Source organism: Kribbella sp. NPDC050241 (assembly GCF_044459685.1).
Lineage (GTDB): Bacteria > Actinomycetota > Actinomycetes > Propionibacteriales > Kribbellaceae > Kribbella.
This window is the reverse complement of the sequence record NZ_JBITJE010000005.1, coordinates 436,085-450,615: the sequence shown is the minus strand read 5'-3', so window position 1 is coordinate 450,615 and position 14,531 is coordinate 436,085. Positions and strand designations below refer to the sequence as shown.

Sequence of the window (14,531 nt, the reverse complement as noted above, 5' to 3'; positions counted from 1 at the left end):
CAGAGGAGCCGGATATCTCCTCGGGACCGGGGGCCGGTGCGGGGGGCGTGGGCAGGGTGCGGGTGGGGGGTGCGGGGGTCAGGCGGTCAGGGTGGTCAGGGACCAGCCGGGGTCGTCCCAGGCGGTGTAGAAGTCCTCGCGGCTGAGTGGGCGCAGGCCCCACTCGTCGCGGTCCAGGGCCTGGTCGGTGAGCATGCCCTCGTCGTCCTCGACCCGCTGCCACCAGTACCTGGTGATGGTGCCGTCCTCGGCCGCGCCGATCTGGCGGACCACGACCCACTCCCCCTCGTGCCAGACCGCCTCGTACAGCCAGTCGGTGCCTTCCTCGTCGGCCACCGCGCCGTACGTGCGAGGCGCGGTACCGCGGTCGAGGTCGCGGATCAGCTCGACGGTCGACCGGATCGCGGCGACGGTCTCGGGCGACCAGTCACGCCGCCCGGCGAGCTCCGCGTAATAGGCCTCGACATCGTCGGGGAAGCTGCTCATGCCGCCCGACCCTACCGAACCCCGGACCCGAGGAGCTGAAAAGATCCTGTGAAAACGACCCGCTTGAGGAAACGACCCGGGGCTGACATGACGAACGGCCCGGTGGAAGCTCCACCGGGCCGTCGTACGGGCGACTGATCAGCAGACTCTGGTCATCCAGTTGTGGGTGTCGGGGGTGCGGCCGTACTGGACGTCGAGGAGGGCGCTGCGGACCGCGGCGGTGACCGGGCCACCGTTGCCGTCGGCCACCTGCACCTCGCCGTCCTTCCACTTCAGCGACGCGACCGGGGTGATCACCGCGGCGGTGCCGCAGGCGAACACCTCGCGGATCTTGCCCGACGCCGCACCGTCGCGCCACTCGTCGATCGAGATCTTCCGCTCGGTGACGGTGTGGCCGAGGTCGGTGACCAGCTTGAGGATCGAGTCCCGGGTGACGCCCTCGAGGATGGTGCCGGACAGCTCCGGGGTGACGACCGAATTGTCGTCGAGGACGAAGTACAGGTTCATCCCGCCGAGCTCCTCGATCCACTTCTTCTCGACCGCGTCGAGGAAGGCGACCTGGTCGCAGCCCTGCTCGATGGCTTCGGCCTGCGCGATCAGCGACGAGGCGTAGTTGCCGCCCGTCTTGGCCGCGCCGGTGCCACCGGGGGCCGCCCGGGTGTAATCCTCACTCAGCCAGATCCGCACCGGCTTGACGCCGTTCGCGAAGTACGAGCCGGCCGGGGACGTGATCACGCAGTACGTGACCTCCGCGGACGGCCGGACGCCGAGGAACGGGTCCGATCCGAACATGAACGGCCGCAGGTAGAGCGACGTCTCACCGCCACCGGGGACCCAGGCCTTGTCCAGCTCGACCAGCTTGCGCAGCGAGTCCAGGAAGGCGGCCTCGGGCAGCTCGGGCAGCGCGAGCCGGCGCGCCGACTTCGCGAACCGGGCGGCATTGGCCTCGGGACGGAACATGTGGATCGAGTCGTCGGGATGCCGGTAGGCCTTCATCCCCTCGAAAATGGTCTGGGCGTAGTGGAACACCGCGGTGGCCGGAGACAGCTCCAGCGGTCCGAAGGCGGTGATCCTCGCGTCGTGCCAGCCGTTCTCCTTGGTCCAGGTGGCGATCGCCATGTGGTCGGAGAAGTACTGCCCGAATCCCGGGTTCGCCAGGATCGTGGCGCGCTGGTCGTCGCTGGCCGCATGGGTGGTTGGCTCAACGGTGAATCGCAGATCGGCGCTCATAGCCGCACCGTACCTCTTGGCCGACTGGTCATGCGAGCGTCAGCCGATCGCGCGCTTGGTGATGGCGTCACCGATCTCCGCGGTGCTCCGGACGGCGCCGGTACGCTCCGCGATATCGGCCGTGACAGCCGCCTCGATCGCCGCCGCGGCCTCGGTCAGACCGAGGTGGTCGCACAACAGCGACGCGGACAGGATCGCCGCGGTCGGGTCGGCCTTCTGCTGACCGGCGATGTCCGGCGCGGAGCCGTGCACCGGCTCGAACATGCTCGGCGCGGTCCGGTCCGGGTTGATGTTGCCGCTCGCGGCCAGCCCGATGCCACCGCTGATCGCGGCCGCCAGGTCGGTGATGATGTCGCCGAACAGGTTGTCGGTGACGATCACGTCGAACCGGGCCGGGTCGGTGACCAGGAAGATGGTCGCCGCGTCCACGTGCAGGTAGTCGACCGCGATCTCCGGGAAGTCCGCGGCGACCTTGTCGACGGTCCGCTTCCACAGGTGGCCGGCGTACACGAGCACGTTGTTCTTGTGCACCAGCGTGAGCTTCTTACGCGGCCGCGCCTGCGCCCGGGCGAACGCGTCCCGGACCACGCGCTCCACGCCGTACGCCGTGTTGACGGAGACCTCGGTGGCGATCTCGGCCGGCGTACCGACTCGCAGGGCGCCACCGTTGCCGACGTACGGGCCCTCGGTGCCCTCGCGGACGACGACGAAGTCGACGTCGCCCGGGTCCGCCAGCGGGGAGCCGACGGAGGGGTAGATCTTCGACGGGCGCAGGTTCACGTAGTGGTCGAGGGTGAACCGGAGCTTCAGCAGCAGGCCGCGCTCGAGCACCCCGGACGGGACCGACGGGTCGCCGACCGCACCGAGCAGGATCGCGTCGTGCTTGCGGATCTCCTCGAGCTCGGCGTCCGGCAGCGTCTCGCCGGTCGCGTGCCAGCGCCTCGCGCCGAGGTCGTACTCGGTCCGCTCGAACGTCACGCCGTGCTGCGCGGCTACCGCGTCCAGCACCTTCAGCGCCTCGGTGGTCACCTCCGGACCGATACCGTCACCGGGGACCACGGCCAGCGTGAAGTTCTTCTTGTCGCTCACTTCTTGGGTTCTCCCCCATTGTCGCGGCGGTTCATAGCCTCTTGGACGGCCCCGGCCTCGGACGCGGTCACGCTCCCGCGGCGCGCCGGACGGCGACGGCGGGTCGCCTTCCGTTCCCGGGCGTCGATCGCGGGCCAGTTGGCCGGATACATGTCGTACATGCTGCTCCTCCCCAGACAGGATGCGGGCGGCAGGATGCCGACGAATTTACTCTGACGTCCGACTATTTCACCACTATGCGGGCACGATGTCCCGGAATGTGAGATGCCGGTGCAGACGCTGGGCCAGAGCTGTGCAACTCTCAACCGGTGAGTGCTCCTCCAGAACTACCGCCGCTGGTTTCAGCGGCCCTCAGCCTGTCCGGCCGGCGTGGATTCGTCAGCTCTACCAGGAACGAGACCGGCCGGCTGCTGGCGACTCTCGCCGCGTCGAGGACCGGTCTGCTCGGTGAGCTCGGGACCGGCTGTGGCGTGGGCTCCGCGTGGTTGCGCAGCGGCGCCGCGGAGAGCACCCGCATCGTCACCGCGGAGAGCGACCCGCAGCTGGCGCAGGCGGTGGCGGAGCTGTTCGCGGCCGACGAGCGGATCGAGGTCGTCTCGGCCGACTGGACCGCCCTGATCGAGCGCGGCCCGTTCGCGCTGCTGTTCGTGGACGCCCGCGAGGCGAAGCTGTCGGCCCGCGACATCATCGCGGACGTCGTCGAGCCGGGCGGCTTCGTCGTCCTGGACGACTTCACGCCATCGGCGGTCTGGCCGCCCATGTACGAAGGCCGGGTCGACACGCTCCGGCAGGAATGGCTGATGGACAAGCGGTTCACCACCGTCGAGGTGATGGTCGCGCCGGACGCCGCCGTACTGCTGGCCACCCGGCACTGACACAAGCCCTGAAACAGCCGGGAACGAAGGCGGGCCCGAGCCATAGGTGACTCGGGCCCTTGCCGGCCGCCATGCGCCTGCGGGCGGCCGACCGCCTCCAGTAAATCAGTCGTTCGTCTGAATTACGCCTCCAGGTCCACAGTGCGAGCCGTATCGGCCTGCACCGCACCGGCGATGTCGTCCAGTACGCCGGTCGCGATCGCCGAGTCGACGGCCAGCGCGACCAGCGCCTTGCCGCCCTTGCGGTCCCGGCTGACCTGCATGCCGGCGATGTTCACTTCCGCGTCGCCGAGGATGCGGCCGATCTGTCCGACGATGCCCGGCCGGTCCTCGTAGGTGAGGAAGGCCAGGTGCGCGGACAGCTCGATCTCCACGTCGAACCCGTCGATCTCGACCAGCCGCTCCGACTGCCGGACGCCGATCAGCGTGCCGGACACCGACACCTGGATGCCGTCGGCAAGGGTCCCGCGCAGGGTGATCAGGTTGCGGTGCTCGGGGCTGTCGTGGTCGGTGACGAGCCGGACCTCGAGGCCCCGCTCGGCCGCCAGCAGCGGCGCGTTCACGTACGACACGTTGTCCTCGACCACGTCGGCGAAGACGCCCTTCAGCGCGGCCAGCTCGAGCACCTTCACGTCGTACTGCGTGATCTCGCCGCGGACCTCGACGTCGAGCTGCTGCGCGACGCCGCCGGCCAGCGCGGTGAAGATCCGGCCCAGCTTCTCGGTCAGGCCGATGCCCGGCCGGACGTCCTCGGCGATCACACCGCCCTGGACGTTGACCGCGTCCGGCACCAGCTCGCCCGACAGCGCCAGCCGGACCGACTTGGCCACCGCGATGCCGGCCTTCTCCTGCGCCTCGTCGGTGGACGCGCCCAGGTGCGGGGTGGCGATCACGTTCTCGAACTCGAACAGCGGCGAGTCGGTGCACGGCTCGGACGCGAACACGTCCAGGCCGGCGCCGGCCACCCGGCCTTCCTTGAGCGCGGAGTAGAGCGCCTGCTCGTCGACGATGCCGCCGCGGGCCGCGTTCACGACGATGACCTCGGGCTTGACCTTGTGCAGCTCCTCGTCGCCGATCAGGCCGATCGTCTCCGGGGTCTTCGGCAGGTGCACCGAGATGAAGTCGCTGGCGGCGAGGAGCTCGTCGAGAGACGCCAGCCGCACACCCATCTGAGCGGCCCGGCCGGCCTGCACGTACGGGTCGTAGGCGATCACGTTCATGCCGAAGGCGGCCAGCCGCTGCGCGACCAGGACACCGATCTTGCCGAGGCCGACGATGCCGACAGTCTTCTCGAACAGCTCGACACCGGAGTACTTGCTGCGCTTCCACTCGCCGTTCTTCAGCGACTGGTCGGCGGCCGGCACCCGGCGCGCGGTGGCCAGCAGCAGCGCGACCGCGAGCTCGGCGGCGCTGACGATGTTGGAGGTCGGCGCGTTGACCACCATCACGCCGGCCTGGGTGGCGGCCTTCACGTCCACGTTGTCCAGGCCGACACCGGCCCGGGCGACGACCTTCAGGCGCTTGGCCGCGGCCAGCGCCTCGGCGTCCACCTTGGTGGCACTGCGGATCAGGATGGCGTCGACGTCGGCGATGGCCGGGAGCAGCTGGGCGCGATCGGCGCCGTTGGTGTGCCGGATCTCGAAATCGGGGCCGAGGGCCTCGACGGTGGCCGGGCTCAGCTCTTCGGCGATCAGGACGACGGGCCGGGTTACGTCAGTCATGGGAGAAGTCTCCTGCAGAAGCGGTAGGGGCTCGAAAGTTCAGAGCACCGCGCTGTGCCCGCTGATGAGATAGTACCTGGTCACCGGTCAGACCCGCCGGGCGACCCGAATGACGGTCAGTCGGTGTCGCAGCTCTGCGGGAGGTTCACCGAACTGCCCTGGTCGACCTTGAGCCGGTTGCCCTCCCGGACCAGACGATAGCGGACGTCCAGCCGGTTGCAGGTCTGACCCTTCGCACCGCTCGAGTTCGGCGAGAACAGCACGGTGAACATCATCCGGACGTTCACGCCCAGCGCGTTGGTGGTCACCTCGGTGATCCTGGCGCCGAAGAAGTACGTCGTCTGGTGGCTGTCCCGGTCCCGTTTCTCCGACAGCGCGCCGAGCAGCCGCTTGGAGTAGTAGGCCGTCCGCAGCCCGCTGAAGTCGTGCTGGTTCATCAGCGTCAGGTAGGTGCCGAGCAGTCCCTGCGCCTCGATCGCCAGCTTGGTCTTCGAGACCAGCAGTTCCGGGACGATCGGGGTCTGCGGTCCGCGCGACCGGTCACAGGTGCCGCCCGGTTCAGGCGTGAGCGCCGGCGCGTTCGGTACGACGTACTCGCGCAACCGGGCGACCGGGACGATGCTCGCGGTCGCGGCGGTGTCGCCGACGACCAGGCCGACGACCTGGCCGGACTTGTCGACGACCGGCCCACCGAGCTTGGCCGTGTTCATGATCTCGGTCAGCGCCCGCGGGCGATCCGTCGTACCGACCTTCTGGATCGCCTGCCTCCCCGCGGCGGTGTAGCCGATGTGCGCGCGCTCGGCCTTCCGGTCCGGGTCCGTCGGCGCCAGCGGCACCGGGTCGTCGTCGAGTCGCCCGATCATGCGCAGTACGGCGACTCCGTCCGCACTCGTCCCGAGCAGGTTGGCCCGTCGGATCCGGCCGTCCGGGGTCACGATCGCCATCGAGAGCGATTGCTTCATCGCGGATGCGGCGGTCAGGACCAGCCCGTCACCGATCACGACCCCGCTCGCTTCACCGTTCCCCGCGCACGTCGTCGCCAGGACCCGGACGACACCCGGGCCGGCCAGGTCCAGGACCTTCGCGGTGTCGATCTTGAGGCTCTGCGCGCGGATCACCCAGCCGGCCGAAGCGCCGGCGCCGAGGATCAGCAGTACGACGAGGAGTCCGGCCAGGAACCGGCCGAACTTCCACGGCGGCCGTCGTCCGCGGCGTGGGGCCCGCGGGGGCGGGGTCTGCAGTTGGGTGAGGACGCCGGCGCCTACCGGCACGCGCCGGGGCGGCCGCGGCAGCGCATGCCTGCCGTCCTCCACCGAGGCTCACCTCCCCCACCATCACCAGTCCAGACCACAATCGTCACCGATTGTGCCAAAGAACAGGGCGGGTCTCACAGTTCCGCGCCGTAGCGAGCAGGTGCTCGGTGCGGTGCATCGGTGCGCGGGAGCGAAGGTCTCGAGGCGGCGCATCGTGGCCTTTGCTCACGTGCAGCGAGGTGCCGTGCCGAGTGCCGCGCAGTAGGCGGGAACTGTGAGACACGCCCTGAGCCCGGACCATCCACCTGGATGGTCCGGGCCTATCACAAGGTGGTGTCAGCGGGCTGCCGTGCCCTCCACGTAGTCCTCGTCGTGGGACTTGACCCAGGCCATCAGGCCGCGCAGTTCCTTGCCGACCGCCTCGATCGGGTGCGACTCGCTCTGCTTGCGGAACTCGGCGAACTCCGGCGCGCCGGCGTCCTGGTCGGCGATGAAGCGGGCCGCGAAGGTGCCGTCGGTGATGTCGCCGAGGACCTCCTTCATCCGCTGCTTGACCGACGCGTCGATGATGCGGGGCCCGGACACGTAGTCGCCGTACTCGGCGGTGTCGGAGACCGACCAGCGCTGCTTGGCGATGCCGCCTTCGTAGATCAGGTCGACGATCAGCTTGAGCTCGTGCAGGCACTCGAAGTACGCGACCTCGGGCTGGTAGCCGGCCTCGGTCAGTACCTCGAAGCCGTTCTGGATCAGCGCGGACACGCCACCGCAGAGGACGGCCTGCTCACCGAACAGGTCGGTCTCGGTCTCCTCGGTGAAGGTGGTCTTGATGCCGCCGGCCCGGAGGCCGCCGATGCCCTTGGCGTACGACAGCGCGAGGTCCCACGCCTTGCCGGTGGCGTCCTGCTCGACCGCTACCAGCACGGGTACGCCGCGACCCTCGGTGTACTCACGGCGGACCAGGTGGCCCGGGCCCTTCGGGGCGACCATGAACACGTCCACGCCGGCCGGCGGCTTGATGTAGCCGAACCGGATGTTGAAGCCGTGACCGAACACGAGCGCGTCGCCGTCGACCAGGTTCGGCTCGATGGCCTCCTTGTAGAGCTTGCGCTGGGCCGGGTCCGGCGCGAGGACGACGATCACGTCGGCCTCCTCCACCGCCTCGGCCGGGCTGAGTACGCGCAGGCCCTGGGCCTCGGCCTTGGCCCGGCTCTTGGAGCCCTCGGGCAGGCCCACCCGGACGTCGACGCCGGAGTCGCGCAGGGACAGCGCGTGCGCGTGGCCCTGGGAGCCGTAGCCGAGAACGGCCACGTGGCGGCCCTGGATCACCGACAGGTCGGCGTTGTCGTCGTAGAACATTTCAGCAGCCACTTTGGCGCTCTTCTCCTCTGTAGATATTCGGTACGGCGCTTGTTGTCGGCTCAGCCCTGGCGGGCCGGGGCCACGGGTCGGCCCGGCGGCGGCGCCGGCACCGGGTGATGGGGGCGCTCGGCGGGTTGCGCCTGCAGGTTCGGGGGACCCGACGCGACGTGCGGCGGTGGCACCGGGACCGGCCGTAGCGTGCGGTCGGAAATGGAGCGACTGCCCCGGCCGATCGCCACCATGCCGGACTGCACCAGCTCGCGGACGCCGAACGGTTCCAGCACCCGCAGCATGGCCTCGAGCTTCTCGGGATTGCCGGTCGCCTCGATCGTGATCGCGTCCGGAGCCACGTCCACCACCTTCGCACGGAACAGCTGGACGGTCTCCAGCACCTGTCCCCTGGTCAGGGTGTCCGCCTTGACCTTCACCAGCAGCAGTTCACGCTGCACGGTCTGGCTGGGCTCGAGTTCGACGATCTTGATCACGTTCACCAGCTTGTTCAGCTGCTTGGTGATCTGCTCCAGAGGCTGCTCGTCCACGCTGACCGCGATGGTCATCCGGGACACCTCCGGGTGCTCGGTCGGACCGACCGCGAGGGAGTCGATGTTGAACCCGCGGCGCGAGATCAGCGCGGCCACCCGGGCCAGCACTCCATGCTTGTTCTCGACCAGGATGCTCAGAGTGTGTTTCGACATTTAGAGCTCCTCGGTGTCCCAGGCCGGCGCCATGTCGCGGGCGATCTGGATGTCGTCGTTGCTGGTGCCGGCCGCGACCATCGGCCAGACCATCGCGTCGCGGTGCACGACGAAGTCGACCACCACCGGCGCGTCGGTGACCGCCATCGCCTTCTCGATCGTGGCGTCGACCGAGTCGCGGTCGGAGCAGCGCAGCCCGACGCCGCCCATCGCCTCGGCCAGCTTGGCGAAGTCCGGGATCTGGGCCGAGTGCAGATCGGTGTTGGAGTAACGCTTGTCGTAGAACAGGGTCTGCCACTGCCGGACCATGCCCAGGGACTGGTTGTTGATCACGGCAACCTTGATCGGGATGCCCTCCAGCGCACAGGTGACCAGCTCCTGGTTGGTCATCTGGAAGCAGCCGTCACCGTCGATCGCCCACACGGTCTTGTCCGGCCGGGCGACCTTGGCTCCCATCGCGGCCGGAACGGCGTACCCCATCGTGCCGAGGCCGCCGGAGTTCAGCCAGTGACGCGGCTTCTCGAACGGGAGATAGTGCGCGGCCCACATCTGGTGCTGCCCGACGCCCGCGGTGTAGATGGCGTCCGGGCCGGCGATCTGGCCGATCCGCTCGATCACGTACTGCGGGGACAGGCTGCCGTCCTCGGGCTCGTCGTACGCGACCGGGTACTTGGCCCGCACGGCCTCGAGCTGGTGCCGCCAGGTGTCGTACGACGGGGTCCGGCCGGCGTTCGCGATCTCGGTGTGGAGCGCGGCGATGAGGTCGGTGATGACCTCCTTGCAGTCACCCACGATCGGCACGTCGGCGGCCCGGTTCTTGCCGATCTCGGCCGGGTCGATGTCGGCGTGGATGACCTTCGCCTCCGGGGCGAACGAGTCGAGCTTGCCGGTCACCCGGTCGTCGAAGCGGGCACCCAGGCAGATGAGCAGATCGGAGCGCTGGAGCGCGCCGACCGCGGAGACCGAGCCGTGCATGCCCGGCATGCCGAAGTGCAGGTCATGGGTGTCCGGCAGCGCGCCGCGGGCCATCAGCGTGGTCACCACCGGGATGCCGAGGAGCTCCGCGAGTTCCTTCAACTCGGCGTGGGCCTGAGCCCGGATCACGCCGCCGCCGACGTACAGGACCGGCTTCTCGGCCGCGGCGATCAGGCGGGCCGCCTCGCGCACCTGCTTGGGGTGCGGCCGCGTCACCGGCCGGTAGCCGGGCAGCGACAGTTCGGTCGGCCACTGGAAGTCGACCCGCGCCTGCATCGCGTCCTTGGTCACGTCGACGAGCACCGGACCGGGCCGGCCGGTCGAGGCGATGTGGAACGCCTCGGCCACCGTGGTGGCGATGTCGTTCGGGTCGTTGACCAGGAAGTTGTGCTTGGTGATCGGCATCGTGATGCCGCGGATGTCGGCCTCCTGGAAGGCGTCCGTCCCGATCGCGGCGCTGGCCACCTGGCCGGTGATCGCGACCAACGGGACCGAGTCCATGTACGCGTCCGCGATCGGCGTCACCAGGTTGGTCGCGCCGGGCCCGGAGGTCGCCATGCACACGCCGGTCTTGCCGGACGCCGAGGCGTACCCCTGGGCGGCGTGGCCGGCGCCCTGCTCGTGACGTACCAGGATGTGGCGGATCTGGGTCGAGTCGAGCATCGGGTCGTACGCCGGGAGGATCGCGCCACCCGGGATGCCGAAGACGGTGTCCACTCCGGCATGTTCCAGTGCGCGGATCAGAGCCTGTGCCCCGGTCAGCTGCTCACTCATGAGTGCCTTCCCTCAGTCCTGTCACGATATGGCCTTGACGATCTGGCTTGTCGCGACCGATCCATCCTCGCTTGTGGCTGCTGCTTCGCGATATCTGGGTCGCAGATAGTCGCATTGGCAACAAAAAACCCCTTCCGCCGGTTGGCTGAAGGGGCGCGCTCGACTCAGTGGTCGCGTCAGTCGGCGCGCCGCACAAGTACGAGGAGAATCGATCGCATGTAGGCAACAGTCGCCGACGGAATGCGATCGGGTCAAGTTCGGCTCGGCGTTCTCTCATATCGTGAGATGACTGTCTTAGATGCAGACAGCCCCTTCGGACGCGGAGCGGACCAGGCGGGTGTACTTGCCGAGCACGCCCTTGGTGATCGCCGGGGTCTTCGGGGTCCAGCCAACCTTGCGGCGTTCGAGTTCCTCCGGGCTGATGTGCAGGTCGAGCGTGCGGTTCTTGACGTCGAGGGTGATCCGGTCGCCGTCACGGACGAACGCGATCGGGCCGCCGTCGACGGCCTCCGGCGCGACATGGCCCACGCAGAGCCCCGTCGTACCGCCGGAGAAACGGCCGTCGGTGAGCAGCAGGACCTCTTTGCCGAGACCCGCGCCCTTGATCGCACCGGTGACCGCGAGCATCTCGCGCATCCCAGGGCCACCCTTCGGGCCTTCGTAGCGGATCACCACGACGTCGCCGGGGTTGAGTCCGGCGACCGCGTCCATGGCCGGGCGCTCCCCGTCGAAGACTCGCGCCGTACCTTCGAAGACGTCGGAGTCGAAGCCGGCGCTTTTCACCACCGCGCCCTCGGGCGCGAGCGAGCCGTGCAGGATCGTGATGCCGCCGGTGCCGTGGATCGGCTTGTCCAGCGCGCGGATGATCGTGCCGTCGACGTCCGGCGGGGCGATGTCGGCGAGGTTCTCAGCCATCGTCTTGCCGGTAACGGTGAGGCAGTCGCCGTGCAGCAGGCCGGCATCGAGGAGCGAACGCATGACGACCGGGATGCCGCCGACGCGGTCCACGTCGGTCATCACGTAGCGCCCGAACGGCTTGAGGTCGCCGAGATGCGGGACCCGGTCGCCGATCCGGTTGAAGTCCGCCAGGGTCAGGTCGACGTCGGCCTCGCGCGCGATCGCGAGCAGATGCAGTACGGCGTTCGTGGAGCCGCCGAGCGCCATCACGACGGCGATCGCGTTCTCGAACGCTTCCTTGGTGAGGATCTGGCGGGCCGTGATCCCCTTCTGCAGAAGGCCGACCACGGCTTCGCCGGACTTACGCGCGTAGCCGTCGCGACGTCGGTCGACCGCGGGCGGTGCGGCCGAGCCGGGGAGCGACATACCGAGCGCTTCGGCGGAGGCGGCCATGGTGTTCGCGGTGTACATGCCGCCACAGGCGCCTTCGCCCGGGCAGATAGCGCGCTCGACCGCGTCCACCTCGTCCTGCGTGATCAGGCCACGCAGGCAGGCACCGACCGCCTCGAACGCGTCGATGATCGTGACGTCCTTGTCGCCGAGCCTGCCGGGCATGATCGAACCGGCGTACAGGAAGACCGAGGCCAGGTCGAGCCGGGCCGCGGCCATCAGCATGCCGGGCAGCGACTTGTCGCAGCCGGCCAACAGCACCGAGCCGTCCAGCCGCTCGGCCTCCATCACGGTCTCGACCGAGTCGGCGATGATCTCGCGGCTGACGAGCGAGTAGTGCATGCCGACGTGGCCCATCGAGATGCCGTCGGACACGCTGATCGTGCCGAACTCCAGCGGATAGCCGCCGGCCGCGTGCACGCCCTCCTTGACCGCCTTCGCGAGCCGGTCCAGGGACAGGTTGCACGGGGTGATCTCATTCCAGCTCGACGCGACTCCGACCTGTGGCTTGGCCCAGTCGTCGTCACCCATCCCGACCGCGCGAAGCATCCCGCGCGATGCGGTCGCCTCCAGCCCGTCGGTCACCGTCCGGCTCCGTGGCTTCACATCGACCATGCCGGTCACTCTATTCCTCGTAAATCAACAACGCTGCCCTCGTCCGACCGCGCCGGGTCTCAGGACATCTGGTGTGCCACCGCGGTGGCGAAGGCGGTGAGGGCGTCGGGGGCGTTGGTGTAGCCCCAGGGCAGGCTCTCGATCCGGCCTGTGGTCAGGGCGGCGTGCTCCATTGCCGCTGCCTTCGCACCGACTGCCTTCAATGCGAACGACATCGCACCGTGGGCGGAGATGTCCTCCGGCTGTTGCTCGCGTCCGGGGGTCCACCATTTGTCCCGCGCGGCCAGCAGTTCCTCCCGCCGGTTCGAGACCTCGTGCGTCAGGCGGGCGCCGCGCTGCAGCCGGGAGAGCTCGCTGTCGCCGAGTACGTCGACCCACACCTCGTTGATCACCTGTGCGGCGACGGCACTCAGGGCGCTACCCGGCTGTGCGTTCGCCACCACCTGATGACCGAAGTGCACGAGCTCGGCGAGCTCCAGGCCCGACCACTTCGGGGCCAGCACCTGCACCCGTCCGCTGTGCGCGGCGTAGCTGTCGGGATGCCGCTCCACCGCGGACCGAAAGACCTTGTCCTTCACCTCCATCGACGACTGCAGTCCAACCGTCACCCACTGCAGCACCTCCCACGGGGCCGCATCGTCGGGCGCCGCATCGATCGCATGATTCAGTACTGCGCCCGCGGTCCCGAGGACGTCGTGGAAGGACGCGAACTGCTGCTCGGAGACGTACTTCGCGAGACTCCCGCTCCGCACTTCCCAGGCCTCGAACACCAACGTCTGCCCAAGCCACAGCAGCAGATCCGGATCCCCGGGCAACGCCTCCAGCCGCAATTCCAACTGCTCGCTGTGCCCGACCGCCGCCTGCCCCAGCCCCACCACTCGCACCGACCGCAGCCCGGTATTCACCGGCGTCGCCTTCAGCAACGCCATCCCCGTCGACAGATCCCCCGCACGCACAGCGGCGTACGCTCGATCGAGCTCGGGATCGGCCCACGCCTGATCAAGCCGAAGCCTGGAGACATCCACCGCCTTGCGAGAGAAGATCCCCATGCTCGGATCGTACGTGTGCGGGTTGCTCGAATAGACTGCCGAACGATCGCGACTGGCGAGGGTGGAGTACCACCGGGGAGCGGTCGGCCGGTAAGCAAGGCGTCGTCCGCCTGGGCGCCTCCGATGTGTTTCGATCTCGGAGGTCGCTGGATGCGTTATGGAATGAACCCACACCAGTCCGCCACGATGACCCCGGTGTCCGGTCGGGCGCCGTTCACAGTCGTCAGCGGGAGTCCGTCGTACATCAATGTCTTGGATGCGCTCACCGGTTGGCAGCTCGTACGGGAGGCGGCTGGGGCGTTCGGGGTGGTCGCGGCGGCGTCGTACAAGCACGTCTCCCCTGCCGGTGCTGCGCTGGCGGATTCGGTGAGTGCCGCGTATGTGCGCGCCCGTGATGCCGATCCGAAGTCGTCGTACGGCGATTTCGTTGCGGTCTCGCATCCGGTCGATGCCGAGCTTGCGGGTGTGCTCAAGCGGGTCGTGAGCGACGGGATCATTGCGCCTGGGTACGACGAAGGCGTCGTCGGAGTGTTGGCCGGGAAGAAGCGCGGGACCTTTCTCGTCCTCGAAGCCGATGCGTCCTTCGAGCCTCCGGAGCACGAGGTGCGCGAGGTGTACGGGCTACGGCTGACGCAGCAGCGGGACGACCTGCCGTTGACTCGTGAGCTGCTGGATCCGGGCGTGCCGGATGCAGCGGCCCGGGACTTGTTGCTCGGGATGATCGTGGCGCGGTACACGCAGTCGAACACGGTCGCGATGGTGAAGGACGGTACGACGATCGGCATCGGCGCCGGCCAGCAGTCACGAGTCGACTGCGTCCGCCTGGCCGGCGAGAAAGCAGACGAGTGGTGGTCCCGCCGCTCGTCAGAGCCGCTGACCGGCGTCGCGATGGTCTCCGACGGCGCCATCCCCTTCGTCGACAACATCGACGAAGCCCACCGCCACGGCGTAGCCCACATCGCCGAACCCGGCGGCTCGATCCGCTCCGACGAGGTCGCCGAGGCGTGCGCTGCCCGCGGAATCACGCTGTCACGAACCGGCGTACGCCTCTTCCGCCATTGAG

At 69.0% G+C, this 14,531-nt stretch carries 12 protein-coding genes, 1 pseudogene and 1 riboswitch; of the genes and pseudogenes, 2 read left to right on the top strand and 11 right to left on the bottom strand.

Going from position 1 to position 14,531, the window contains the following annotated elements; all coding sequences use genetic code 11:
- Positions 1-78: 78 nt before the first annotated feature.
- The 4 genes from ACIBG5_RS25615 to ACIBG5_RS25600 all read right to left on the bottom strand — a co-directional run bounded on the left by ACIBG5_RS25615 (position 79) and on the right by ACIBG5_RS25600 (position 2,966).
- Entirely contained in the window at positions 79-486 is a 408-nt protein-coding gene (locus tag ACIBG5_RS25615; RefSeq protein ID WP_396393988.1) for a hypothetical protein, read from the bottom strand.
- 138 nt (positions 487-624) lie between these two features.
- Positions 625-1,716, bottom strand: coding sequence for a branched-chain amino acid aminotransferase (locus tag ACIBG5_RS25610; protein ID WP_396393987.1), 1,092 nt, complete (start codon positions 1,714-1,716; stop codon positions 625-627).
- A gap of 39 nt (positions 1,717-1,755) precedes the next feature.
- A complete protein-coding gene (locus tag ACIBG5_RS25605) occupies positions 1,756-2,805 on the bottom strand; it encodes a 3-isopropylmalate dehydrogenase (RefSeq protein WP_396393986.1) in 1,050 nt (349 codons plus the stop codon).
- Positions 2,802-2,966 (bottom strand): hypothetical protein, encoded by a 165-nt coding sequence (locus ACIBG5_RS25600; protein ID WP_396393985.1) that lies wholly within the window; start codon positions 2,964-2,966, stop codon positions 2,802-2,804. Before ACIBG5_RS25600 ends, ACIBG5_RS25605 begins: the two co-directional genes overlap by 4 nt.
- 147 nt (positions 2,967-3,113) lie before the next feature.
- Here ACIBG5_RS25600 and ACIBG5_RS25595 point away from each other — a divergent pair, with 147 nt between their 5' ends.
- Positions 3,114-3,680: an O-methyltransferase gene (locus tag ACIBG5_RS25595; RefSeq protein ID WP_396393984.1), complete on the top strand. Its 567-nt coding sequence runs from the start codon at positions 3,114-3,116 to the stop codon at positions 3,678-3,680.
- A gap of 122 nt (positions 3,681-3,802) precedes the next feature.
- Here the strand turns inward: ACIBG5_RS25595 and serA are convergent, their stop codons facing one another.
- The 7 genes and pseudogenes from serA to ACIBG5_RS25560 all read right to left on the bottom strand — a co-directional run bounded on the left by serA (position 3,803) and on the right by ACIBG5_RS25560 (position 13,468).
- Positions 3,803-5,401, bottom strand: a complete 1,599-nt coding sequence (gene serA / locus ACIBG5_RS25590) for a phosphoglycerate dehydrogenase (RefSeq protein ID WP_360440792.1) — start codon at positions 5,399-5,401, stop codon at positions 3,803-3,805.
- Positions 5,402-5,517: 116 nt separating this feature from the next.
- On the bottom strand, positions 5,518-6,714 hold the full coding sequence (locus tag ACIBG5_RS25585) for a serine protease (protein ID WP_396393983.1): 1,197 nt from the start codon (positions 6,712-6,714) through the stop codon (positions 5,518-5,520).
- 276 nt (positions 6,715-6,990) lie between these two features.
- A complete protein-coding gene (gene ilvC / locus ACIBG5_RS25580) occupies positions 6,991-8,010 on the bottom strand; it encodes a ketol-acid reductoisomerase (protein WP_131356552.1) in 1,020 nt (339 codons plus the stop codon).
- A 194-nt stretch (positions 8,011-8,204) separates the two neighbouring features.
- Positions 8,205-8,708: pseudogene (ilvN, locus tag ACIBG5_RS25575) on the bottom strand (acetolactate synthase small subunit); the annotation flags it as partial.
- Positions 8,709-10,457 carry an acetolactate synthase large subunit gene (locus ACIBG5_RS25570; RefSeq protein ID WP_396393982.1) on the bottom strand — a complete coding sequence of 583 codons (1,749 nt, stop codon included), beginning with the start codon at positions 10,455-10,457 and terminating at the stop codon, positions 8,709-8,711.
- 294 nt (positions 10,458-10,751) lie between these two features.
- Positions 10,752-12,419: a dihydroxy-acid dehydratase gene (gene ilvD / locus ACIBG5_RS25565; RefSeq protein ID WP_396393981.1), complete on the bottom strand. Its 1,668-nt coding sequence runs from the start codon at positions 12,417-12,419 to the stop codon at positions 10,752-10,754.
- Positions 12,420-12,478: 59 nt separating this feature from the next.
- Positions 12,479-13,468, bottom strand: coding sequence for a hypothetical protein (locus ACIBG5_RS25560; protein WP_396393980.1), 990 nt, complete (start codon positions 13,466-13,468; stop codon positions 12,479-12,481).
- 38 nt (positions 13,469-13,506) lie between these two features.
- A riboswitch (ZMP/ZTP riboswitch) is annotated at positions 13,507-13,591 on the top strand.
- Positions 13,592-13,618: 27 nt separating this feature from the next.
- On the opposite strand from ACIBG5_RS25560, the gene ACIBG5_RS25555 reads away from it, so the two are divergent.
- Complete coding sequence (locus tag ACIBG5_RS25555; protein WP_396393979.1) at positions 13,619-14,530, top strand: 5-aminoimidazole-4-carboxamide ribonucleotide transformylase; 912 nt, start codon at positions 13,619-13,621, stop codon at positions 14,528-14,530.
- Position 14,531 lies beyond the last annotated feature (1 nt).